The organism is Luteibacter pinisoli (assembly GCF_006385595.1).
GTDB lineage: Bacteria > Pseudomonadota > Gammaproteobacteria > Xanthomonadales > Rhodanobacteraceae > Luteibacter > Luteibacter pinisoli.
On sequence record NZ_CP041046.1, the window covers coordinates 4,396,827 to 4,417,791 of the forward strand.

At 64.5% G+C, this 20,965-nt stretch carries 25 protein-coding genes and 1 riboswitch; of the genes, 12 read left to right on the plus strand and 13 right to left on the minus strand.

Features of this window, described 5'->3' with window-relative positions; all coding sequences use genetic code 11:
- Positions 1–57: 57 nt before the first annotated feature.
- The 4 genes from FIV34_RS19915 to FIV34_RS19930 all read left to right on the plus strand — a co-directional run bounded on the left by FIV34_RS19915 (position 58) and on the right by FIV34_RS19930 (position 3,097).
- On the plus strand, positions 58–933 hold the full coding sequence (locus FIV34_RS19915; protein ID WP_211352665.1) for a pirin family protein: 876 nt from the start codon (positions 58–60) through the stop codon (positions 931–933).
- Between the two features lie 18 nt (positions 934–951).
- Positions 952–1,563 carry an NADPH-dependent F420 reductase gene (locus FIV34_RS19920; RefSeq protein WP_139985222.1) on the plus strand — a complete coding sequence of 204 codons (612 nt, stop codon included), beginning with the start codon at positions 952–954 and terminating at the stop codon, positions 1,561–1,563.
- A gap of 95 nt (positions 1,564–1,658) precedes the next feature.
- Entirely contained in the window at positions 1,659–2,750 is a 1,092-nt protein-coding gene (locus FIV34_RS19925) for an alkene reductase (RefSeq protein ID WP_139985223.1), read from the plus strand.
- Complete coding sequence (locus FIV34_RS19930; RefSeq protein ID WP_170207667.1) at positions 2,747–3,097, plus strand: putative quinol monooxygenase; 351 nt, start codon at positions 2,747–2,749, stop codon at positions 3,095–3,097. Before FIV34_RS19925 ends, FIV34_RS19930 begins: the two co-directional genes overlap by 4 nt.
- Before the next feature lie 756 nt (positions 3,098–3,853).
- Here FIV34_RS19930 and FIV34_RS19935 read toward each other — a convergent pair.
- Positions 3,854–4,495, minus strand: coding sequence for a cation efflux transmembrane domain-containing protein (locus FIV34_RS19935; RefSeq protein WP_139985225.1), 642 nt, complete (start codon positions 4,493–4,495; stop codon positions 3,854–3,856).
- A 60-nt stretch (positions 4,496–4,555) separates the two neighbouring features.
- On the opposite strand from FIV34_RS19935, the gene FIV34_RS19940 reads away from it, so the two are divergent.
- The gene (locus FIV34_RS19940; protein ID WP_139985226.1) at positions 4,556–4,939 is read left to right on the plus strand and encodes a MerR family transcriptional regulator; all 384 of its coding nucleotides are present in this window, start codon (positions 4,556–4,558) and stop codon (positions 4,937–4,939) included.
- A 206-nt stretch (positions 4,940–5,145) separates the two neighbouring features.
- Here the strand turns inward: FIV34_RS19940 and FIV34_RS19945 are convergent, their stop codons facing one another.
- From FIV34_RS19945 to FIV34_RS19955, 3 genes are all read right to left on the minus strand, one after another.
- Positions 5,146–5,436, minus strand: coding sequence for a hypothetical protein (locus FIV34_RS19945; protein WP_139985227.1), 291 nt, complete (start codon positions 5,434–5,436; stop codon positions 5,146–5,148).
- Between the two features lie 228 nt (positions 5,437–5,664).
- Positions 5,665–5,916, minus strand: coding sequence for a tetratricopeptide repeat protein (locus tag FIV34_RS21065; RefSeq protein WP_170207668.1), 252 nt, complete (start codon positions 5,914–5,916; stop codon positions 5,665–5,667).
- A gap of 92 nt (positions 5,917–6,008) precedes the next feature.
- The gene (locus tag FIV34_RS19955; protein ID WP_246058697.1) at positions 6,009–6,950 is read right to left on the minus strand and encodes an alpha/beta fold hydrolase; all 942 of its coding nucleotides are present in this window, start codon (positions 6,948–6,950) and stop codon (positions 6,009–6,011) included.
- 356 nt (positions 6,951–7,306) lie between these two features.
- On the opposite strand from FIV34_RS19955, the gene FIV34_RS19960 reads away from it, so the two are divergent.
- Complete coding sequence (locus tag FIV34_RS19960) at positions 7,307–7,912, plus strand: flavodoxin family protein (RefSeq protein WP_139985229.1); 606 nt, start codon at positions 7,307–7,309, stop codon at positions 7,910–7,912.
- Positions 7,913–7,921: 9 nt separating this feature from the next.
- On the opposite strand, the gene FIV34_RS19965 is transcribed toward FIV34_RS19960, so the two are convergent.
- Both FIV34_RS19965 and FIV34_RS19970 read right to left on the minus strand, forming a co-directional pair.
- Complete coding sequence (locus tag FIV34_RS19965; protein ID WP_211352666.1) at positions 7,922–8,200, minus strand: hypothetical protein; 279 nt, start codon at positions 8,198–8,200, stop codon at positions 7,922–7,924.
- Between the two features lie 122 nt (positions 8,201–8,322).
- Positions 8,323–9,543, minus strand: coding sequence for a voltage-gated chloride channel family protein (locus tag FIV34_RS19970; protein ID WP_139985230.1), 1,221 nt, complete (start codon positions 9,541–9,543; stop codon positions 8,323–8,325).
- 76 nt (positions 9,544–9,619) lie between these two features.
- Positions 9,620–9,681: riboswitch (Fluoride riboswitch) on the minus strand.
- A 152-nt stretch (positions 9,682–9,833) separates the two neighbouring features.
- Here FIV34_RS19970 and FIV34_RS19975 point away from each other — a divergent pair.
- The gene (locus FIV34_RS19975; RefSeq protein WP_139985231.1) at positions 9,834–10,340 is read left to right on the plus strand and encodes a DUF6496 domain-containing protein; all 507 of its coding nucleotides are present in this window, start codon (positions 9,834–9,836) and stop codon (positions 10,338–10,340) included.
- Between the two features lie 87 nt (positions 10,341–10,427).
- Here the strand turns inward: FIV34_RS19975 and FIV34_RS19980 are convergent, their stop codons facing one another.
- Complete coding sequence (locus FIV34_RS19980) at positions 10,428–11,315, minus strand: tetratricopeptide repeat protein (protein WP_170207669.1); 888 nt, start codon at positions 11,313–11,315, stop codon at positions 10,428–10,430.
- Positions 11,316–11,545: 230 nt separating this feature from the next.
- Here FIV34_RS19980 and FIV34_RS19985 point away from each other — a divergent pair, with 230 nt between their 5' ends.
- A complete protein-coding gene (locus FIV34_RS19985) occupies positions 11,546–12,013 on the plus strand; it encodes a PA2171 family ribosome-binding persister protein (protein ID WP_139985233.1) in 468 nt (155 codons plus the stop codon).
- Positions 12,014–12,023: 10 nt separating this feature from the next.
- Here FIV34_RS19985 and FIV34_RS19990 read toward each other — a convergent pair whose 3' ends face one another.
- The 4 genes from FIV34_RS19990 to FIV34_RS20005 form a co-directional block, all read right to left on the minus strand.
- Positions 12,024–12,821 carry a transporter gene (locus tag FIV34_RS19990; RefSeq protein WP_139985234.1) on the minus strand — a complete coding sequence of 266 codons (798 nt, stop codon included), beginning with the start codon at positions 12,819–12,821 and terminating at the stop codon, positions 12,024–12,026.
- Positions 12,822–12,924: 103 nt separating this feature from the next.
- Positions 12,925–13,623 (minus strand): response regulator, encoded by a 699-nt coding sequence (locus FIV34_RS19995; protein WP_139985235.1) that lies wholly within the window; start codon positions 13,621–13,623, stop codon positions 12,925–12,927.
- A complete protein-coding gene (locus FIV34_RS20000; RefSeq protein WP_139985236.1) occupies positions 13,620–14,642 on the minus strand; it encodes a DUF4118 domain-containing protein in 1,023 nt (340 codons plus the stop codon). The genes FIV34_RS19995 and FIV34_RS20000 overlap by 4 nt, the downstream gene beginning before the upstream one ends.
- 23 nt (positions 14,643–14,665) lie before the next feature.
- Positions 14,666–15,103, minus strand: coding sequence for a hypothetical protein (locus tag FIV34_RS20005; protein WP_139985237.1), 438 nt, complete (start codon positions 15,101–15,103; stop codon positions 14,666–14,668).
- A 161-nt stretch (positions 15,104–15,264) separates the two neighbouring features.
- Between FIV34_RS20005 and FIV34_RS20010 the strand changes: the two genes are divergently transcribed.
- From FIV34_RS20010 to FIV34_RS20020, 3 genes are all read left to right on the plus strand, one after another.
- The gene (locus FIV34_RS20010) at positions 15,265–16,449 is read left to right on the plus strand and encodes an acyltransferase family protein (RefSeq protein WP_139985238.1); all 1,185 of its coding nucleotides are present in this window, start codon (positions 15,265–15,267) and stop codon (positions 16,447–16,449) included.
- A gap of 92 nt (positions 16,450–16,541) precedes the next feature.
- Positions 16,542–16,949: a DUF305 domain-containing protein gene (locus FIV34_RS20015; RefSeq protein ID WP_139985239.1), complete on the plus strand. Its 408-nt coding sequence runs from the start codon at positions 16,542–16,544 to the stop codon at positions 16,947–16,949.
- Positions 16,946–18,367, plus strand: a complete 1,422-nt coding sequence (locus tag FIV34_RS20020; RefSeq protein WP_246058698.1) for a YncE family protein — start codon at positions 16,946–16,948, stop codon at positions 18,365–18,367. The genes FIV34_RS20015 and FIV34_RS20020 overlap by 4 nt, the downstream gene beginning before the upstream one ends.
- A 9-nt stretch (positions 18,368–18,376) precedes the next feature.
- Here FIV34_RS20020 and FIV34_RS20025 read toward each other — a convergent pair whose 3' ends face one another.
- Positions 18,377–19,009, minus strand: a complete 633-nt coding sequence (locus FIV34_RS20025; RefSeq protein ID WP_139985240.1) for a TetR/AcrR family transcriptional regulator C-terminal domain-containing protein — start codon at positions 19,007–19,009, stop codon at positions 18,377–18,379.
- 58 nt (positions 19,010–19,067) lie between these two features.
- Between FIV34_RS20025 and FIV34_RS20030 the strand changes: the two genes are divergently transcribed.
- A complete protein-coding gene (locus tag FIV34_RS20030) occupies positions 19,068–20,255 on the plus strand; it encodes an MFS transporter (protein WP_139985241.1) in 1,188 nt (395 codons plus the stop codon).
- Here FIV34_RS20030 and FIV34_RS20035 read toward each other — a convergent pair.
- On the minus strand, positions 20,252–20,893 hold the full coding sequence (locus tag FIV34_RS20035; protein WP_139985242.1) for a cupin domain-containing protein: 642 nt from the start codon (positions 20,891–20,893) through the stop codon (positions 20,252–20,254). The two genes, FIV34_RS20030 and FIV34_RS20035, sit on opposite strands and share 4 nt — an antisense overlap.
- Between the last annotated feature and the right edge of the window lie 72 nt (positions 20,894–20,965).

Consider the following 20,965-nt stretch of genomic DNA (forward strand, 5'->3'; position numbering starts at 1 on the left):
CTTAATCGCAACACCATGCGTGGCGGCAGCGGAACGCTGCCCCAAAGGAGAACGTTTGTGTCCACAGTTGCCGTTACCCGCGATGTCATCTATCGAACGCGCGGTCGGGGGCACGGGGAGGTGTTCCGACTCGTAAGCCCCAGCGGTCTGGGCGAACAGCTCAAGCCCTTTGTGTTTCTTGACAGCTTCGGCGGCGTCATGAGCGAATTCGCCGCCGCTGGTGGGATGCATCCCCATTCCGGCATAGGGACCGTCACCGTGTTCACCCGTGGCGACGTCCACTTCGACGATCCCGACGCGGGATCGGGCTATATCGGCTACGGTGGCGTTGAATGGATGCGCGCTGGTGCCGGCGTCTGGCACGGCAAGGAGCTGTCTTCCGGCAGGTCTGAGCGGATCCACGGCTTCCAGCTCTGGCTGGCTCTGCCGGCCGAGCTGGAGCTCGCACCGGTCGACAGCCAGTACATCGAGGCCTCCGACATGCACCAGGTCGGCCCGGCCCACGTGATCGTCGGGACGCATGGCGGCGTCACGAGCCCGATCAGGGCTCCGGATGGGGTGAACTATCTCCTCGTGACACTCGCGCCCGGTCAGCTCTGGAATTACACGCCCCCCGCCGGACACACCATCGGTTGGCTAGCCCTCTCCAGGGGCAGCCTGTCCGGCTCTGCCAAGGCCTCAAATGGTGAGTTGCTCGTCTTTTCGGAAGACGACGGCGTGATCGCGCTGCAAGGTGGCTCCGAAGGAGCGACCTTCGTTCTGGGCTCGGCCATACCGCACCCACACGATCTGCACCTGGGCTACTACTCGGTGCACGCGACTGCCGAAGGACTGGTGACCGGCGAACGCAACATCGCAGAGCTCAAAGAACAGCTTTTTTCGCTTGGAAACCGCCAGCGCGTGTCTGGGTCCACCCCGATCTACCGCGGCTGAATGAATCCGGAGAGATGCATGCTTTCGATAGGAATTATGGGTGCCGGCATGATTGGCGGTGCCATTGCGCAGCGCCTTGGCGCCAAAGGCATTGCTGCGACGATCGCCAATAGCCGCGGCCCCGAAACCCTCAAAGATCTTGTTACCAAAGCCGGGCCGTCGATCACCGCAGGCACCCGTGAGCAAGCGGCTGCCAAGGATATTGTCTTCGTGTCAGTGAAATGGCCCGCGCTCCAGGGGGCACTCGCCGGGCTCGATTGGAACGGTCGCATCTTGATCGACACCAACAACAACATGCAAAAGCCTCCACTACCGCCGATCGATATTGGGGGACGTGCATCCACTTCGATCGTCCAGGAGTGGGCGCCTGGGGCGCGCGTGGTGAAGGCGTTCAACCATCACTTTTTCATGAATCTCGAAAAATCCCCCGACGCTGATGGCGGGCGGCGCGTCCTGTTCTACGCGGGCGACGACGAGGGTGCGAAGGCCGAGGTCGCAAGCCTTATCGACCAACTCGGTTTCTTCGGACTGGACCTGGGCGATGTGGAGCATGGCAGCCGCCTGTTCCAGTCCCCCGGCGGGCCGCTCATCGCCCATGACTTCGTCAAGGTCGCCAGCCCGCTCCCGTAACGACGTGACCATTGCTGCGCCACCGCGCGCCTGGCGTTTCCCGTTGCGGAAAGCAAACGCCGGCCTTTCTTGAACACTAGAAGATGGTAATACGAATGACCGACATCCATTCGCCCTTCACGCTTGGAACGATCACGCTTCAAAACCGCTTCGTCATGGCGCCAATGACACGGGCCCGCGCTAACGAGGACGGCACGCCGGGGGCTCTGGCGGCTGAATACTATAGGCAGCGCGCGAGCGTAGGCCTGACGGTCACGGAAGGAACGCAGCCTTCGGACGACGGGCAGGGCTATCCTTTGACGCCGGGCATCTACACCGATGCCCATGTGGCTGGTTGGCGCGAAGTCAACGAGGCAATCCACGCGCACGGCGGCCACGTGTTTTATCAGCTCATGCATGCGGGGCGCATGTCACACCCTGACAACACGCCGCATCACCGGCAGGCCGTCGCCCCTTCAGCGATTCCGCCAGGAGAGCAGATCTACACGTTGGGGGGGATGAAAGACATTCCGGTTCCCCGTGCTTTGACTACCGACGAGGTGGCGGCGACGGTGGAGGACTACGCCTACGCTGCACGGCGGGCAATCGAGTCCGGCGCCGATGGCGTCGAGATTCACGGCATCGCTTACCTTGTTCATCAGTTTCTCGCGACGAGCTCAAACCAACGCACGGATCGCTACGGCGGTTCGATAGTGAACCGGGCGCGATTCGCCATCGAGGTGGCGCAGGCCGTTGTCGCCGAGATCGGCGCTGATCGGACCGGCATCCGACTCTCGCCGGGCTTTACTGGCTTCGGCCTGGACGTCGGTCCGGAAGGACCTGACCTGTTCCGCTACCTTGTGGGCGAGCTGGACAAGCTCAGCCTCGCCTATGTCCACATCGTCCATTATGGCGAGGACGACATCCTGCACGACTTCCGCAGGATCTGGCACCGGGCAATCATCCTCAATCGTCCTGGGCGCGCTCGCGAGGATATCGGTAAGGACGTCGCGTCAGGTCTCGCGGACCTGGAATCCTACGGGACGCACGTGCTGGCAAATCCGGACTTCCTCGATCGCCTTGCCGCGAATGCACCACTGAATACGGCTGACCATCGTGTCTTCTTCGGGCACCAGCCCGAGGGCCCTGCCGCCGGGTACACCGATTTCCCGGCCCTTGAATCCGAGCAGGCCGGGGTGCGGGCGTGAACCGGTTTCAGGCGGTAGTCCGCTTTGAGATTCACGCTGGCAAGGAGGAGGAGTTCAGACGCATTGCCGCTAACATGATTCGCCTAACACGCGAGAAGGATACGGGCACGCTCCGACTCGACATCTTCGTCAACGATGACGGCTCTGAAGCAGTCTTCTATGAGGAGTTCGTTAGCCCCGAAGCACGGCTCGATCACCTTGCCAACATGGGAACTCATGTCGCCGACATGCTCGCGATTGGGAATATGAGGGCGGAAGTGTGGACGCATGGCGATCACGCGCTACGAGCCTCTGTCCAAGGCTTTGACGTTCGCTTCTACACACCGTTTCTCCGTCTCAAGGCGTGAGGCCCTTCACTCTTGCCGTGCTCAAGCCCCTGGCTCCATACCCAGATGGCGTGTGCTTGCCTCACCTGCTCAGCACCCGCCTGAGTCATCGCTGCGATAGCCTCGAGCGACAAACTAAGCTGCTTGTAGTCTAGGTCCTCAGCCTCATGCACGAGATCGGCCAGTGTTGCAGTCGTCCCACGCGAACACTGCAACCACATGAGTGCCTCGTTCAGCAACTCATGGACAGAAGGCTCAACCGGTTCAACGTGTTCATTTGATTCACTCATCTCAGCATGTCCCTATTGCCGCCACCGCGCTTCTAACGTGGCACGACAGACAAACGCCTGCCATGCCACGGACCATAGGATCGCGGTTTCACCGGCTGCCCTATCCGGGCGCCGGGCGGTTTGATTGACGAAGTGGATTGCGGCGACAACCGTCCGTGAGGCTCGCCAGGCGTCACGCCTGCCTCATTCGATCAAGAATTGTCTCAAGTCCAGACGTCGCTGCGGTTCTTCAACCGTGCCTGCGGCTTATGCAGGCGGCCCGTGAACCGTTGAGGTGTCGCCGGGGGGATCCGGCGGGCGAGCGAAAGCCGTATGATCAAGGGTAGCCATAATCAACTCTTCTACAGTTGGTTTGGTTAGCGGGCCAGGTGTGTTGAAGCACACCTGGCTCGCGACTCTCACCGCCGAAGCGGTGGTTGCCTGCGTGGCGGGGGTGAGACGCGCGCAGGCAACGAGATCAACGTAGCAAAACGACTTCGTCTTGTCTTTACGACAAATCGTGTTTGATCGGAGCAGGCCGATGCAGTTGCGGCCATGCCGCCTGGATCACCCGCACGCCGGTTTGGAAAAACAAGGCAGCTAGTCCGGCACCGACCACGAGATCCAACCACCACCACCCGGTAAGCGCCACGAGTCCGGCGGTCACGAGCACGGCGGCATTGCCGATGACGTCGTTTCGCGAGCACTGCCAGACCGAACGCATGTTGATGTCATCCGCCCGGAATGGCGTCAGTAACGCCAGGCATGTCGCATTGAGTACGAGAGCCGCGCCTGCTGCGATCGCCATCACGACCGTATTGGGTGGCACGCGGTGCGACAGCCGATACACGACCTCGGCCATGACCGTCAGCCCGAAGACGACTTGCACGGTACCCTTGACCAGCGCCGACCCTGCGCGGGCGCGCAGCGAGCGTCCCACCACCATCAGGCTGAGGCCATAAACCAGCGCGTCGCCAAGACTGTCGAGCGAATCACCCTGCACGGCACTGGAGCTGGCCAGCCAGCCGGCGATGTACTCCCCGGCAAAAATGACGACGTTGATTACCAGGACAATCCACAGCACCCGGCGATGCCGGACACCCTCGGCAATTGGGCGGGAATCGCATGAATCGTGGTCGCAGCAGCTCATGGCACGGTCCGCAGGTTAATTGCGCTAGGCTAGACTCCGTAGTGACTACGGAGTCAACCTATGCGCATCAGCGACCTGTCGGCGGCGACGGGCTGTCACGTCGAGACCATCCGGTACTACGAGAAGATCGGGTTGATCCCCGTGCCGCCCCGGAAGAACAGCTACCGCAACTACGACGACGGTGACGTGGCGCATCTCGCCTTCGTCATGCGCTGCCGGGGCCTCGGCTTCAGCCTTGATGAAACACGAAGCCTCATGGACCTGAGCGTCGCTCGCGATAGGTCGTGCCGCGACGTCGATGCGGTGGTCCGAAATCATCTGGCGCAGGTAGAGGCAAAGCAGAAGGAGCTTGCTGCGATGGCCGAGGATCTACGCGCCATGCTCGATGACTGCGCGCACGAGACCATCGCGAACTGCAACGTGGTGCGGACGTTGTCCGGTTGATGTGATCCCAGGCGGCGCGCTACCGATCACGTTTCCTGGAGCGGGACCGCAGGGCGAGGATCAACGCGGTCGCGATGCAGATCACAAACCCGATAACACCTGCGATGGTCGCAATTTGTTGGTTCATGGCGTTCTCCGGTGGTTTGCATACTCTAAGCCCCGCCTCAGTAGCAACGCTTGCGGAGACGATCCTTGTCCGGCGAACTTTACTCCCCCAGTGCCGGATCTTCACAACTCTCTGGCAGGTCGACCCCGGGTGTCGGCTTCAGCGGCTTGTCGCCTTTGTGCACCGGAAAGGCGTAGCACCACTCCGCAGAGACTTCGATGATGCGCCCGGTACGTCGACTGATGGCGATGAACCCTAATACGTCGGATTCGCCTGCCTTCGCATTGCGCCTGAAAAGCTGGAAGACGTAGAAGTTCGGCTCGCCGCTATCCCTTGGCACCTCTTCGTAGGCGCCGCCTTTGTAATAGCCCTCTGAGACGACGCGATGCATGATGCGTCGCGCGTCGGCTGGGCTCACTGGCGATGGTGTTGATGACGGGGGAAGCCCGTCGGCCTTGACGGGGCGAGTGAGAGAGATCCCCAGCATAAGAACGAGGGTGATCGCCCTTAAGGAGCTCGCGACGAATGCAGCTTGTGCCTCATAACGTCCCACCAACGCATCCCCCCGTATTCCACGATGTAGTCAGGCACCGAGAGGCCGATCGGGGCCAAGGCGTCCTCAGAGACCGAGGTCCACCAGCCTCTCGTCGGCCAACTCGTCTCCCCACGCCCTGGCCACCTTGAGCCAGTAGGTTCCCCAGCGCGCGTTACCCCGGTTCAGATAGCTGATTCCGAGGTTGTACGCCGCATCGGGACTACCGCGCGCTATGGCCCGCCGATACCAGTACCTGGCCTTGTCGAAACTCGCACGCACCCCGTCACCATCGTCATAGATGTTGCCAAGGTTTGTCTGGGCTTCGAGATTGCCCATGCGGGCAGCACGTTGAAAGAGTCTGATCGACCTGGAACGGTCGCCAGACTCAAACAACTCGCAGGCTTCCTCCAGAAGGAGGCGGTCCTTTGTCACGGCTTCGCGTCGATGAACTGCCGAATCGCCTTCACCGTCACAGCCGGCGCTTCTTCCATCAGCCAATGTCCCGCACCCGGCACCACCAGCTCGGTGACGTTGGTCGCGGCATTGCGCATCACGATCGCTTCGTTCGGACCAAACGACTTCTCACCACCGATGGCGAGCACCGGCATCGTCAGCTTGTGGCTCGGCGCATCCTTGTTATCCACGGCATCCGTGCGAATCGCATGGAACTGGGCAAACGCCGAGTGCATCGCACCAGGACGTGCATAGATCGCCGCGTAATGAGCGCGCGTGCCCTCATCGATCTTCGACGGTGTGCCGGCGAACTCGTTCCAGAAACGATCGAGGTAGATGCGCTCACGGCCAGCGACCAGACGCTCCATGTCCGGGCCACCAAAGTCGAAGTGCCAGAGCAGCGGATTGCGAACGATCGTGTCCCACGGCGGGATGCCCGGCACTGGCGCATCCATCACCACCAGCTTCACCGTCTTGTCCGGATAGCGGGCCGCATACGCATAGGCCACCATCGTGCCGATGTCGTGGCCGACGACGACCGACGTATCGATACCCAGCTTCGTCAGCACGGCGCGCATATCCGCCGCCTGGGTCTTCTTGTCGTAGCCACCCTCGGGATGCGAGGAAAGGCCCATGCCGCGAAGGTCCGGAATCACCACGGTGTGGTCTCGGGCCAGGTCGATGGCCAGCGGGGCCCACATGTCCCCGGTGTCGCCGAAACCGTGCAGCAACAGCACGCCCGGGCCCTTGCCGCCGACGCGAACGTGGAGCGTCGCGCCATCGGTCGCAATTTCCTGCGCATGGAAGGAAGTCGGCAGCGGAGTGACATCCGCCAGGGCGGGGGAACTCGCCGCCACCAGAAGCGCGCCGGCCAGAAGCAGCCTCGATACACAATCCAGAACGTTCATACGTGCCATGCCGACAACTCCCAGAATGAGGCGGCGAGATACCGCCCGTAAATACAGGTTGCGACTTCAGACAACGAAAGACGTACGCGCACCCGCATCGAGACGTTCGAAGGTGTCGAAGGTCTTATGGGCAGGCTGTCCCCCAACCCGGGCAATGCTCCGAACCGGTCCGAATCGTCGGGCGGCATGGAGGCAACGCGGGTGGGGCGAGGATAGCCGCCGAACCGCGGTGTTGCCTACCCGGCACCTGTATCGAACCCGGGAAAGCGCGACAGGTTCGCAGGACAGCCCATTCACGACCGCGATGCGCCCCGTGGACGCAGCTTCGTTAACTCTGGCGGCGTCCCCGCACCGGAGCCACCCGCATGGCGCTCACCGCCCTCGGCCTGAACTGCACTCTCTCCGCTTCTCCCCATCCCTCCTCAAGCCAAAAGCTGCTTGATCAGCTGCTCGAAGGTTTGGGCAAACACGGTGTCACTGGCGACAGCGCACGCGTCGTCGATCTCAACATCAAACCCGGTGTTCGCCACGATGAAGGCGAAGGCGATGACTGGCCGGCGCTGCGCAAGCGCATGATGGCCGCGGACATCCTGGTGATGGTGACGCCCATCTGGATGGGCCAGCCGTCGAGCGTGGCCAAACGCGTCGTAGAACGGATGGACGCGATCCTCGGCGACATCGGGGATGACGGTCGCTACCCCACGTTTGGCAAGGTGGCCATTGTCGGCGTGGTGGGTAACGAGGATGGCGCCCACCATGTGACGGCCGAGATGTATCAGGCACTCGCGGATGTTGGCTTCACCATTCCCGCCGGCAGTTCGGCCTATTGGGTGGGCGAAGCCATGAGCGACAAGAACTATATCGACCTCAAGAAGACCCCTGAGGCCGTACTGAAAACCATCGCGACGCTAACGACCAATGCCGCGCACCTGGCGAAGCTGCTCAAGGCGTCGAACTATCCCGCGCCCTGAACCAGGGGCTTAGCCCTTGGCGCCATCCTTCGCACTCATCGGAATCACCGAACGGTCGGCCTCGGCTCGACGAGCCGGCGCTGGCCGCGGTGACGAAGGCGCCGTGCGCCCCAACGTGATGTTCTTCGACGCCCGCACTTCCCGGTTCGAGAACGTCCAGATCTCGCCGGTGTCGGTGATGAACACCGTCCAGTAGAGATCGGACTCCGGGCCGTAGTCGATCAGGAAATGGGCGAAGCCCTCCCCCTTGGGGGTGTTCAGGGGCAGTGGCGGGTTGAGTTGCAGCATGCGGGGCGCCCTCGGTAGTTGGCGCTAGATTCCCTGCGGGATCTTCAAGGCCGGGTGCTTTGGGCGTGATGGTCGCGTTGATGAAGGTCGGCCAGCCGCATGTCCGCCGGGAGGTGGCGCACTTACTTGGCGTGCCCCAGCCGCTGCGCGTGGTAAATCCCCGCATGGCCGGAGAACATGTAGCTCGCTACGCAGGCGATCGCCGCGAACGGCGCGATGGCCGGGCCAAACAGTTCGATGGCCATCACCGTGCAGGCCAGCGGCACGTTGGCGGCTCCCGCGAAGACGGCCACGAACCCCAACCCCGCCAACATCGGCACGGGAAGACTAAGCAGCGGCGCCAAGGCATTACCCAACGTCGCGCCGATGAAGAACAACGGCGTCACCTCACCCCCCTTGAAGCCCGACCCAAGCGACGCGACGGTGTATGCGAACTTCCCCGCGAAGTCCCACGGCGCCAGCGGATGCTGGAACGCGGCGACGATGGTAGGAATGCCGAGGCCGATGTAGCGCTCGGTAGACAGCAACATCACGGAAACCGCGATAACCGAACCGCCCACCACCGGCCGCAGCGGCGCATAGGTGATCCAGCGCTTCATCAACCCGCCGACGGCGTGGGTGGCTTTCGCGAACAGCAGCCCGACCAGGCCGAAGGCGAAGCCCGCCACGATCACCGTAAGCACGGTACGAAACGTCACCGCAGTGACAAACGGCACCACGTAAAGCGTGTGATGAATCCCCCACGCGATGCACACCCGATCCGCCACGATGCCCGCGATGACACACGGAAACAGCGCGTCATAGCGCATGCGCCCGATCGCCAGCACCTCAAGCCCGAACAACGCACCCGCCAGCGGCGTCCCGAACACCGCGGCAAAGCCCGCACTCATCCCCACCATCAGCACGATGCGCCGGTCGGCGTGCTTCAACCGAAAAACCCCGGTGAGCTGATCGGCGAGCGCCGCACCCATCTGCACCGCCGTCCCTTCGCGCCCCACCGAGGCGCCGAACAGGTGGGACATCACGGTACCAATAAACACCAGCGGCACCATGCGCCGCGGGATCACCTTCTTCGGGTCGTGGATCTCGTCGATGATGAGGTTGTTGCCGGCTTCCACCGGCTTGCCCACGCTGTCGTACGCCCAGCCCACCACGAAGCCGGCCACGGGCAGCAGCCAGATCATCCAGGGCTGTGCTTCACGCGTCGCCGTCGCCCACTCAAGGGCCGCAAGGAAGAAGGCGGAGGCGGAGCCGGCCAGAACGGCAGCGGCAGAACTGATAACCAGCCATTTGCCCATATAGGCCAATAGCTCGGTCTGTTCGAGGGTACGAAGGCGACGCATGGGGGTTCCAGTAGAGGTGGTTCACCACCTGGAATCCGGAAGGCTAAAACACAAATGCCTACGCCCCCGGAACCCAGGATACGTAGGCATCATCAGCCCGAAGGCGGTTCGCGGAGGCATGCCATCTCCGTGGGGCTGAGTGTAATCGGAGGTCGCGCGAGGCGTCAAAGCAGCCTCAGGGTGAGCGGTGGCGTCCCTTGCCTGGTGACGCATGCGACACACGCGCATCACGTAGCAGGCTCGTAGTCTCGGCGAGGTAGCACCCACCTTCCCCAGAAGGAGCCACCCCGATGCCCGACAAAAAAACCACCGCCCGCGCCGCCCGCGACAAACGCGAAGGCAAGTCCGCCTCCACCCAGGCCGGTGAATTCGTCCGCGAAGAGATCGACCACATCCGCGAAGGCAAGCACGGCGCCCGCTCCGCGAAGCAGGCAATCGCGATTGGCCTCTCGAAAGCGCGCCGCGCCGGCGTAAAGGCTCCCGTCGCCAAGACGGCAAGCAAGGCCACGAAGAAGAAAGCCGCACAGGACACGGCGGCGTCGAAGAAGCGGACGGCAGGAACTGCAACGAAGAAATCGGCGACGCGCAAACGCGCTTCGACCAAGGCCCTGAAGCGCGAGGGCACGGCCGCCGCTTCCAAGAAGGCCTTGTCGACCCAGGCCCGCAAGAGCGCCGCGAAGCGGACGTCGGCCAGCAAGTCAGCCGCGGCGAAGAAGGCAGCGCACACCAAGGGTGCCGCAGGCCGCAAGACGGCGGCGAAGAAGGCCGCCCGTACACGGGCTCGCAAGGCCTCCTAGAACGCACCTGCCCTCAGGTATGCCACGAACGCAAAGGGCCGGGGTCGCAGTGACCCCGGCCCTTCGTTTTTCCAGGCGCGACGCGACTTACCAGGAGTTGTCGTCGAACGAACCGCTATCGTCGGACGACGAGTTGCTGTCATCCCACGAGCTGTCGTTGTTGCCCATGTCGATGGGGTCGTTGCGCAGGTCGTTGTACGCATCGCCGGACGGGTCGCGCTGATCGGCGCCACCGCTACCGCCACCGCCATTGAGGAAGTTGCTGTCGCGGTTCACGTCGTTCTGGTTGTGCGAGCGCAGGGCTTCATCGAGCAGCACACCGGCGGCCAGGCCACCGACGCCGGCGGCGATGGTCGAGCCCATGCCCGAGGACGGCGGCGGGGCGTAGCCCGGGTAGCCGCTGGGGCCGCCGTACGGCGCGCCCGGTGCCGGCGGCGGTACCGAGCCATAGCCGGGGAAGGCGTTGTTCTGGGCGGCGCGGCGGCGCGACCAGATAAACGCAATGACGCCGACGACCACGACGATCAATAACAGGCTGCCGAAGCCGAAGCCGCCGCGTTCGCGCTCGCCTTCACGCACGCCGGCGGCCGGCGCGCCCACCACGGGCGCGTCCACCGAGCGCAGCGGCGTGCTGGACGAGCGGCTCACCGGGGCCGGCGCGAGCGCCTGGTTCAGCTTCTGCTGGAAGGACTGGAACTTGGCCGGGTCCGTGAAGTGGGTGGCCGGATCCAGCGTGGCCGCCTTGTTGGCTTCGGCCTTGGCTTCACCGATGTTGCCTTCGTGCGCGAGCACTTCGGCCAGGATGTAGTGGGCCTTGGCACTTTGCGGGTGCTCGGACACGGCCTGGCGCAGGGCGGCCTCCGCGGCGGGGTAATTCCCCTGGGCGATAAGCGCCTGCACATCCTTCGGCGAATCGGCGGCGCTGGCCACCGAGGCGGCAACCAGCAGGATCAGGGCGAGCAGCAGCTTTTGCATGACGTTCTTCCGGGGTACCAGTGGGGTGTGACTTTGGGGCGACGCGGCCCCGGCTTCAAGGGACATGTGTCACCCGTCAGGGTGGCAAGAACTTGCGGTTCAGCCTGTGAGCCCTGTCGCCCTTTCACTCGACGTCGTGCTCACGTGTTCGCAAACCCTCACGAGCCGCACACCCCCGTCACTGGATCACTGAAAGGCTAGCGTCTCCCAGCCGCCGCCAGGAACCACCCATGGATGCCATCGCGCTTCTCAAGCAAGACCATAAACTCGTGAAAGATCTTCTCGAGCAACTCGCCGAATCCACCACCCGCGCCGTCAAGAAACGTGGCGATCTTCTCCGTCAGATCCACGCCAACCTCAAGGCCCACACCACCATTGAGGAAGAGATCTTCTATCCGGCGTTCAAGGCCGCGGGGAAGAAGGAAGAAGAGAAGATGTATTTCGAGGCGCTGGAGGAGCATCGCGCCGCGGAGGATCTCGTCCTGCCCGACCTCATGAAAACCAACCCGGCGACCGAGCAGTTCTCGGGCCGCGCCAAGGTGCTGAAGGAACTCATCGAGCACCACATCGAGGAAGAAGAGCAGGAGATGTTCAAGGACGCGAAAAAGCTGCTGAGCAGGGCAGAGCTCAATGAGCTTGGCGCGCAGATGGAAGCCCGCAAGGCTCAGCTACTGACGAAACTGAAGGCTGCCGCCTGACACCGCGCCTTCACCAGCGGTAAGACACACCGCCATACACCTGGCGATCCGGCGTCCCGTTGTTCAAGCCGATGTTTGCTCCAAGATCCACCTGCAAGCTCGGGCTGATGAGGTAGGTGAAGGCGATATCCGCCGACTCCTGCTTCACCCGCCCCGCCGGGTCGTGGTTGTCCTGGCACCAGAACTCCACGGCCACCGAAAGCTTGCTCGTGAGCGGGTGGGCGACGTTGACGAGGTTGGTCAGCGCGAAGTGCCGGCCGTTGCCGTCGGCATCCGCCAGCGCATCGAACTCCGGGCCGACCGTGACGGTGAAGCCGCCGCCCACCGCCGCGCTCATGGGTACCGCCACGCCACCCTCCCACAGGCCGTTGCCGATGTCGTGCGACGCCGTGGGCGCCTTGACGAAGGGAATCAGCGAGGCACTGAACACGTCGCCTGCGTACAGCACCGTTTTAAGGCGGAGGTAGACGTCGCCACTGCCTCGCGTCGTGTCGCGCTCACCATCGGCTTTGATGCGAATACGGACGGTCGGCGCCCAGTTCACCTCGATATCGGTGTGCGCGGTGAGGCCGTATTTCAGATACGGGTTCAGGACGTACAGCGTGTCGGTGCTGCTGCCCGGATGGGCATCGTGCGTGGCGTTACCGATATCGGTTTCCAGCTGCCACGCACCCTCGGGGACGGTGCACGTGGCGTTGGCTTTGGTGGGGCGGTCGGTGCAGATGGCCGGCGCGTCGTCGGCATGCGCATGGAAGGCCGGGGGAGCGGCAAGGAGGGCGAGCGGAAGCAGGATAAAGCGGCGGGTCATGGTCATGCCTGAGGATCAAGGATGACCACCCATGCTATGCATGGGCGCCTATAGGCGGTGACGTATTTGCAGGCTTTGTATCAAGGCGATATCAAGATCGCGCTCAGGCCAGGCCTGCCAGCCGGTAGCCCACCTGCAGTTCCGTCACCAGGTGGCGCGGGCGTGCGGGCTCGCGCTCCAGCTTCTGTCGCAGGTTGGCCATGTACACGCGCACGTAGTGCGGTCGCGTGGCATAGCCCGGCCCCCAAACATCAAGCAACAGCTGCTTGTGGGTGAGCACCCTGCCCTGCCCGCGCACCAGCGAGGCGAGCAGGCGAAATTCGATCGGCGTGATGTGCACGGCGCCGCCCGCTCGTGACACCTCGTGCGTGGCGAGATTGACCTCGACGTCGCCGAAGCTCACCCGCGCACTGGCCGTGCCCTTGTCACCGGCCAGGCTCGCGCGGCGCAGCTGGGCACGCACGCGGGCGACGAGTTCGGGCACCCCGAAGGGCTTGGCGAGGTAGTCGTCTGCGCCAGCTTCCAGCGCGGCCACCTTCTCCGCTTCGCTGTCGCACGCCGAGAGCACGATGATCGGGCACGACGACCAGCCGCGCACATCACGAATCACCGCCTTGCCGTCGTCATCAGGCAAGCCGAGATCAAGCACGATGAGCTCGGGCTGGCGGGTGGCCGCTTCGATCCGAGCGCGCTGCGCGTCGTCCGCTTCGAACACCGCCATGCCCTTGCGCTCCAGGGCGAGGCGGAGGAAGCGGCGGATATCGGATTCGTCTTCCACGACGAGGATGCGAGGGACGTTCATGGCATCGGTTCCCGTTCGATGGCGGGCGGTTGGCCCCGCGGCAGGGTGAGGGTAAAGACGGCGCCCGAGGGGTAGCGCCGTGATGCGCTGATGGCGCCGCCATGTGCCTGCATGATGCGGCGCGCGAGCGACAACCCGAGGCCGACACCGGGCACCGTGGACTCCCGTTCGCCGCGCTCGAAGGCGGTGAACATCGTGGCCGGGTCGACGCCCGCGGGAAACCCCGGGCCGTCGTCTTCCACGTGCAGCCGGATGTGCGTGCCGTCGTACGCGCCGCGGATGCAGAGGGTCGCGTCCGATGGCGTGTACTTGCCCGCGTTGTCCAGCAGGTTGGCCAGCACGCGATCGAACATCACGGCATCGACATCGACCAGCGGCAAGTCCGGCGACAGCGCCAGCACGACATGCCGCTCACCCAGGCGCGCCTCCGCCAGCGCCACGCCGACCAGCTCATCCAGCGCATGCCATTGGCGGTCGAGCCGTGCGCCGCCGTCCTGCATGCGGGCGGTATCGAGCAGGTTGGCGATCTGCCGCTGCATGCTGTCTGCCTGCGCGGCGATGGCGCGGGGGAGCTCGCCATCACCCATCACACCAGCCATCCCGCGGATGGCGGCCAGCGGCGTGCGCAGGTCGTGGGAGACGGAGGCCAGCAGGGCGTTGCGCAGTTTCTCGCCTTCGATACGCACGGCGGCACGCCGGGTCCGCTCGCGCAGCTCGGCCATGAGGTGGCCGGTGACCAGCGCCACGGCCAGCATCAACACGAAGGTGAAGAGGTACTGCGTGTCCGAGACGTGGAACGACCACACCGGCGGCACGAAGAAGAAATCGAGACACCCCACGCTGAGCAGCGCCGAGAGCGCACCCGCACCACGCCCCCAGTACAGTGCGGCGATGACGACGTTCATCAGAAACACCATCACCACGTTGGTCACGTCGAACACGCGCAAGAGCTGTGAGGCGACCAGCGTAGTGATCACGCAGCCGGCGAGGACGTAGAGCGCTATCCGGGTGGTCTGCATGCGCGGTACGGCAAGGGTGCGACTCAGGCGGCCATGCGCCGCTGCTGGGCGATGTAGCGCAGCCCCACCGAGAGCGCCATGCCGTAGCCGGCGTTGCGATCGCCCGGGACGGTGATGCTCACCACCGAGGCGTGGCCGGGCGCGATACGTGCCAGGTCACCTTCGCGGCTGTCGTCGTGCACTTCGATGACGGGCACCTTGCACGCGTTCAGCGCGTGGCGCAGCGGCTCGATATCCGGGGCGGCGATGGCGTCGGCATCGATGTCCAGCAGGATGAGGTCCGCCGCGGCGTCACCCTGGCAGCTGAGGCAGCGGATGACGTCGCCCATATCGTCGCAAGGGCGCCACAGGAGGTCTTCGCCTTCGGCCTGCGCGCGGTCCCACAAGGTCATCATCGTGCTGTTGGCCACCGGCGGAAGGGGGTTGGCGAGCATCGGGGCGACGACAAGGAGGATGGACATGGACGGACCTGGGTAATGGCGACATGCAAAGGATCGGCCGACGGCCGTAAAAAGGGTTATGCGCGACGAGCCACGGGCGTAAAGAACGCATAAAGGCGTGCGGCACGAGGCCGGTATGCGATGATCGCCGGCGCCCTCTTCCTTGCCTGAGACCTTCAGCCATGTCCCGTGCCGACCAGCCTCCGCCGGGTCGCAATCTCTATATCGACATGATGCGCGGGGTCGCCATCGTGTTGGTGATGCTGCTGCATTACTGCCTGTCGTACCGGCTGCAGACCAGCCCGCTGCGGGACTGGTTCTCGGTGGATACGCTGCGGACCGTTTTCTACAACGGCAATTACGGCGTCTCCATCTTCTTCGTGATCTCGGGCTTCCTGATCACGAACAATATAGTTGCGCGGTATGGCTCGCTGGGCGGCGTGGACGTCGGGCATTTCTACAAGCTGCGTTTCTTCCGCCTTTACCCGCTGGTGGTGCTGGCCCTCGTGGTCATTACAATCCTCGGGCTGGCGGGCATGTCGCACTTCTCCAACCACGCCGATGGCGTGGATTTCGGTAACGGTTATTTCTTCATCGCGAACCTTTCGGTGCTGACGTTCTGGCACAACCTCCTCATGGAGGCGAAGGGCTACTTCAACTACGCGATGAACATCTACTGGTCGCTGTCGGTGGAGGAGGTGTTCTATCTGCTGTACCCGCTGGTGCTTCTGTTCGTGCGGCGGCGTTGGCAGCTGATCGGCCTTGCCGTAGTGAGCGTGGTGGTGGCGCCGGTCTATCGCTTTATCCATAACGATGACGAGCTGTTCTATCTCTACGGGAATCTCGCCTGCGTCGATATGCTGACGTTTGGTTGCGTGGCGGCCATGGTGGCGCGCGACCTTCGGCTGTCGAACATGGCCCGGCGGGTGCTGGGCGTGTTCGCCTGCATCGGCATCGCCTGCATCTACATGCAGGGCATCGGTGGCAACGAGGCGCTCGGCGCCACCTTCCTCGGCCTCTCGACGGCGCTGTTCCTCATCGCAGTAGCGGGACTCGAAGCCGGCGCCATCGCCCGCACGCTGGGCCGCCCGCTGGCATGGCTCGGGTCGCACAGCTACGAGCTGTATCTGTTCCACATCGTGGTGCTCGGCATCACGGTCGACCTGATCCCGCGCGCCGATATGCCCGTTGAAAGCAAGCTGCCCATGCTGGCCGTGTTCTTCGGGCTCTCCGCCCTGCTCGCCTGGGCTATCGCCCGGTGGATCGGCGATCCGTTGAACCGCGCGCTGCGGCGCCGCTATGCCTCTACGCGAGCGAGCCACTCGGGTGCAGTCGCGACGCCCGGCGCCGCCGACGGAATAGGATAAGTTTCGACAATCCGACCCCATCCGGCGCAAGTATTGGCTTAACCGCCGTGCCGAGAATGCGGCACTCTTCTCCGCATGGCGGTGTTTCGAGAATGCGTGACGTGAAGCTCGCGGCCGGCTTGTTCGTGGTGACGTGCCTTGTTGCCGGGGCTGTCTCGGGCTCGGCGCCGCCCACGCCGGATGACGGCTTCCATGCGCTCACCGACCGGGCCATGGAAACCATGATGACCGGCATGGACGTGAAGGCCACGGGTAACGTGGACCACGACTTCGTCGCGATGATGGTGGCGCACCACCAGGGGGCCATCGACATGGCCGTGGCGGAACTCAAGTACGGCCACGATGAACACCTGAAGCGCATCGCCCAGGAAATCATCGTCGACCAGCAGCAGGAAATCGCGGCGATGCGCCTGGCCCTCGGCCAGCCCTTGCCGCCTTCCGCGCCCGCACCCACGACCGCCACCGCGCCGCGCGCACACGCCGGCAAGGAATCCCCGTGAACATCGTCACCCGACTCGCCCTGGCTCTTGTCCTGCTGCCCGCTACCGCCATGGCGCAACAGGCACCCTGGGGCAAACCGGATCAGCCGATCACCCACGCTGACCGCGTCTATGCGGCCGAGCAGTTCTCCAACACGGTGTCGGTCACGGACCCGGTCGACAACAAGCTGCTTGGGGTCATCCGGCTGGGCGAACCGCAGCCGATGAACTTTGCCCCGCTCTACAAAGGCCAGGTGCTTACCCACGGCATGGGCTTCTCGCCGGATGGCAAAACTCTCGCCATCGTGTCGATCGGCTCCAATGGCGTGAGCTTCGTCGATACCGCGACCAATACGGTGAAGCACACCACGTATGTCGGACGCTCCCCACACGAAGCCTTCTTCACACCCGACGGCACGGCGGTGTGGGTGACGGTGCGCGGCGAGGACTATGTCTCGGTGCTGGATACGAAGACGTATGAGGAAGTCGCGCGGGTAAAGACTCCCGGCGGCCCGGGCATGACGATCTTCTCCCCCGACGGCAAGTACGCGTACATCTGCTCCTCGTTCAATCCGATCACGGTGGTCATTGAAGTCGCCAGCCGCACCCAGGTCGGTGAGGTGAAGCAGCCAAGCCCGTTCTGCCCGAACATTGCGGTGACGCCCGATGGCAAGCAGGTGTGGTTCACGCAGAAGGACACCGGCAAGCTCGTGGCTTTTTCCGCGTTGCCGCCCTTCACCGTCCTGAAGACGATGGACATGGGCCCGATTGCGAATCACGTGAACTTCGCCAACGTAAAGGGCAAGACATATGCCTACGTCACGATTGGTGGCCTGAGCCAGGTAAAGGTGCTGCGCGTCGCTGACTACAGCACCGTGGCCACCATCCCTGTCGGCGCGATGCCGCACGGCGTGTGGCCTTCCTCCGATGGGTCGCGCGTCTACGTGGGCCTGGAGAACGACGACAAGCTCGCCGTGATCGATACGGGCACGAACAAGGTCATCGCCACCATCCCCATCGGCCAGGCACCGCAGGCACTGGCGTTTGTATCCGGCGCCGCGGCCAGTCCGGACGCCGACGCGAAGCTCGCCCAGCTGGGTATCGCCGGTAACACCTATTCACTGGTGCTCCGCGATGGCACGGGTGAGCGCACGCACGTCACCCTGTTCGACCAGGGCCTGGTGCAGGTGCTGCAGGCGGCCGTGACGGGGCTGGAACCGAAGAAGCCTTACTTCGTGGCGCTGGCGGATGCCCCGACCGGCGGCAACCTCCAGCCGCTGGCCCGCTTCATGAGCAATCCGGCGGGCGCGGCTATCGTCAATGCGTCCGGCCCGATCCGCCAGCTGGTCGATACGCCCGCTTCAACGGCGCGGCGTTACCTGGTCATCACCGACTCGGCCGGCGACGCGCCGGGCAAGGTGCTGCAGCACCAGCCCTAGCACCAGCGCTTACGACCTCAAGCGCGCCAGCCGCGCGCGGGCGCCGTCGAGCAGCAGTTGCATGCCGTCTTCGAAGGCGTTGTCGTGGCCATGCGCGTGATAGTGGCACACGGCCTCCGCGGTGAGCGGGAACGGTGCGGCGGCTTCGACGAGTGCGCTGTCGTCCACGCGCTGCGCTTCCGCCTGTTCCTCCAGCACGCAACCGACCGTGTAGCGGCTGCAGGCCACCAGCACGTCGAGCGCCGTGCCCGCGCTGAAGCCGGCACCCACCAGCAAGGCGAGTTGTCGCTCCACTACCGCGACGTCACCCGGGTCGGCATGTGTGCCGGCGTGGACGCGCGCACCGTCGCGGCGGCTGAGCAGCGCGGCACGGAAGCTGCGCGTGTTGCGCAGGAGGAACGCATCCCAGGCTTCACCCGCACGAGGCTCACGCTCGACACGGCTTCGCATCAGCCCGTTGTTCATCGCATCGAGCAAGGCCTGGCGATTGGTGAAGTGCCAGTACAACGCCGGCTGCTTCACCCCCATGCGCTCCGCGATCAGCCGGGTGGATAGCCCGTCGAGGCCCACCTCGTCGAGCAAATCAAGGGCCGTCTCGACGATCTGGGCCGGGTCCAGCCGGGTGCCTGCCTTGCGCGCCACTATTTATCACCTATAAACTATGCCTTATCATCGATAAATTACCACGATTCACCCGCGCATGAAGCCCGTCCTCGCCGCCGTCCTCTGCACCGCCGCCCTTGATGCCATGGGCGTGGCGCTTACGCTGCCCGTCATGCCGGCCCTGCTGGGCGACGTCGGGCTGGGCGTCGACCTTGGCTGGCGGTTCGGCGTGTTCATCGGCATCTATGCCCTGATGCAGTTCCTGCTGGCACCGGCCGTGGGGGCGCTGTCGGATCGCCTCGGGCGCCGGCCGGTGCTCTTGGTGTCGTTGCTGGGCCAGGCGCTCGCGTACGCGGCGCTGGCCGTGGCCCCGTCGTACGGCTGGCTGCTAGCCGCCCGTGCGCTGGCGGGTGTGTTCGGGTCGAGCACGCCGGTGGTCTCCGCGTTTATCGCCGACACGACGCCGGCGGAGGAGCGCTCGCGGCGCTTCGGCCAGCTCGGTGCGTGCATGGGCGTTGGCTTCATCGTCGGGCCGCTGCTGGGCGGCGTGCTTGGTGGCATGGATGTGCGCATGCCGTTCGTCGCCGCGGGCGTTCTTGCCGCGGTAAATGCGGCGTGGATCGCGCTCACCCTGCCGAAGGATGACGTGCGTGCGCCGGCGGAGAACGCGCCCCTGCTCGTCAATCCACTGTCTGCGCTCCTGTGGGCACGCCAGCTGCCGGGCACGGCGCCGTGCCTCGTGGCCTTCGCCATCGTGTGCCTGGTCGGCGAAGTCGGCGGCACGGTGTGGGTGCTTTACGGCGAGGACCGCTTTGCGTGGACGCCGGCGATGGTCGGCATATCGCTGGCCTGCTTCGGCTTCTTCCATGCGTTGATGCAGGGCTTTGTCGCGGGGCCTCTGGCCGCGTGGCTCGGCGAACGGCGTGCGGCCATCGTCAGCATGCTCAGCGACGCCACCGCGTATGTGCTGATCGCCATGGCCTTCCAGGGCTGGATGGCCTTCGCGCTGATGCCCCTGTTCTGCGTCGGTGGCATCGCCTCGCCGTTGCTGCAATCGATGATGAGCGCATCCACCAACGAAGCGCACCAGGGTCGCCTGCAAGGCTTGCTCGCCAGCGTCACCGGATTGGTCACCGTCGTCGGCCCGGTCGTCATCAGCGCGGCGTACTTCGCCTTCCGCGCCAGCTGCCCGGGTTTCGTCTGGTATGCCGGTGCGGTGTGCTACGCCGTGGCGCTTGCCGCGATGTCACGGTGGCAACGCCAGGTCGCCAGCGCCTCGGTCTAGGGGGCTGCTTGCTTCGCGGCGCACACACCGGCAGGTGTCCAGTCGTTGACCCGTGTCGTCGCGGGCAGCGTCGAGTCGTGCAGCACCAGCGCGAACGCGCGGCGCGGTACCTTGCCGATAGCCATCAGCAACATCGGCTCGCCTCCCGGCATGACGACGGTGTTGCCCGGGCCACGGCCGGTTTGGGCACCGCCGGGCATCTCAAGGCACGTATCGCCATCGATGGCGTAGAACGCTTCGGGACCGGAATGCTTGTGTATCGGTGCACTCGTGCCCGGTGCGAAGAAGGAGTGCACGTACTCGGCGCTGAAGTCCTCCGCCTTTGCCACGGGAAGCGGGCCGATGGTGGCGACGTGCGTGCCGGCTTTGGCCGTCCAGTCTTTCGGCGCGATGGTGAACAGCCAGACCTTCCCGAAATCCATGACCACCGTGCCGCTGGCTTCCTTCGCCAGCAGCGCACTGGCTTCGTCGGGAAACGTCTCGATGTGCCAATACACCGGCCCGTTGGGTAGTGCGCCGATATCCTGGCGCGCCAGCAGGCAGGCGGGCCCGGGCGCGAGTGGCGCATTACCGAAGTCGCAGGGCCGGGATGTCACCACCAGCCCCGGACCCTGCACGGCGGGCGGTGGGCTCGCCATGGCGGCTAACACCCATCCGCCCAGCGCGCATGCGCCGCAGGCAACTCGTCTCGCGCTGAATATCCGATCTGC

Bases quoted from the DNA above. Each gene is read 5' to 3' on its own strand.
- FIV34_RS20005 (WP_139985237.1), bottom strand. From the start codon at position 15,103: ATGTCCATCCTCCTTGTCGTCGCCCCGATGCTCGCCAACCCCCTTCCG.
- FIV34_RS19925 (WP_139985223.1), top strand. From the start codon at position 1,659: ATGACCGACATCCATTCGCCCTTCACGCTTGGAACGATCACGCTTCAA.
- FIV34_RS20030 (WP_139985241.1), top strand. From the start codon at position 19,068: ATGAAGCCCGTCCTCGCCGCCGTCCTCTGCACCGCCGCCCTTGATGCC.
- FIV34_RS20000 (WP_139985236.1), bottom strand. From the start codon at position 14,642: ATGCAGACCACCCGGATAGCGCTCTACGTCCTCGCCGGCTGCGTGATC.
- FIV34_RS21065 (WP_170207668.1), bottom strand. From the start codon at position 5,916: ATGGGCAATCTCGAAGCCCAGACAAACCTTGGCAACATCTATGACGAT.
- FIV34_RS19985 (WP_139985233.1), top strand. From the start codon at position 11,546: ATGGATGCCATCGCGCTTCTCAAGCAAGACCATAAACTCGTGAAAGAT.
- FIV34_RS19965 (WP_211352666.1), bottom strand. From the start codon at position 8,200: ATGCTGCAACTCAACCCGCCACTGCCCCTGAACACCCCCAAGGGGGAG.
- FIV34_RS19980 (WP_170207669.1), bottom strand. From the start codon at position 11,315: ATGCAAAAGCTGCTGCTCGCCCTGATCCTGCTGGTTGCCGCCTCGGTG.
- FIV34_RS19970 (WP_139985230.1), bottom strand. From the start codon at position 9,543: ATGCGTCGCCTTCGTACCCTCGAACAGACCGAGCTATTGGCCTATATG.
- FIV34_RS19935 (WP_139985225.1), bottom strand. From the start codon at position 4,495: ATGAGCTGCTGCGACCACGATTCATGCGATTCCCGCCCAATTGCCGAG.
- FIV34_RS20010 (WP_139985238.1), top strand. From the start codon at position 15,265: ATGTCCCGTGCCGACCAGCCTCCGCCGGGTCGCAATCTCTATATCGAC.
- FIV34_RS19975 (WP_139985231.1), top strand. From the start codon at position 9,834: ATGCCCGACAAAAAAACCACCGCCCGCGCCGCCCGCGACAAACGCGAA.
- FIV34_RS19995 (WP_139985235.1), bottom strand. From the start codon at position 13,623: ATGAACGTCCCTCGCATCCTCGTCGTGGAAGACGAATCCGATATCCGC.
- FIV34_RS20035 (WP_139985242.1), bottom strand. From the start codon at position 20,893: ATGGCGAGCCCACCGCCCGCCGTGCAGGGTCCGGGGCTGGTGGTGACA.
- FIV34_RS19940 (WP_139985226.1), top strand. From the start codon at position 4,556: ATGCGCATCAGCGACCTGTCGGCGGCGACGGGCTGTCACGTCGAGACC.
- FIV34_RS19990 (WP_139985234.1), bottom strand. From the start codon at position 12,821: ATGACCCGCCGCTTTATCCTGCTTCCGCTCGCCCTCCTTGCCGCTCCC.
- FIV34_RS19920 (WP_139985222.1), top strand. From the start codon at position 952: ATGCTTTCGATAGGAATTATGGGTGCCGGCATGATTGGCGGTGCCATT.
- FIV34_RS19945 (WP_139985227.1), bottom strand. From the start codon at position 5,436: ATGCATCGCGTCGTCTCAGAGGGCTATTACAAAGGCGGCGCCTACGAA.
- FIV34_RS19955 (WP_246058697.1), bottom strand. From the start codon at position 6,950: ATGGCACGTATGAACGTTCTGGATTGTGTATCGAGGCTGCTTCTGGCC.
- FIV34_RS19960 (WP_139985229.1), top strand. From the start codon at position 7,307: ATGGCGCTCACCGCCCTCGGCCTGAACTGCACTCTCTCCGCTTCTCCC.
- FIV34_RS20015 (WP_139985239.1), top strand. From the start codon at position 16,542: ATGCGTGACGTGAAGCTCGCGGCCGGCTTGTTCGTGGTGACGTGCCTT.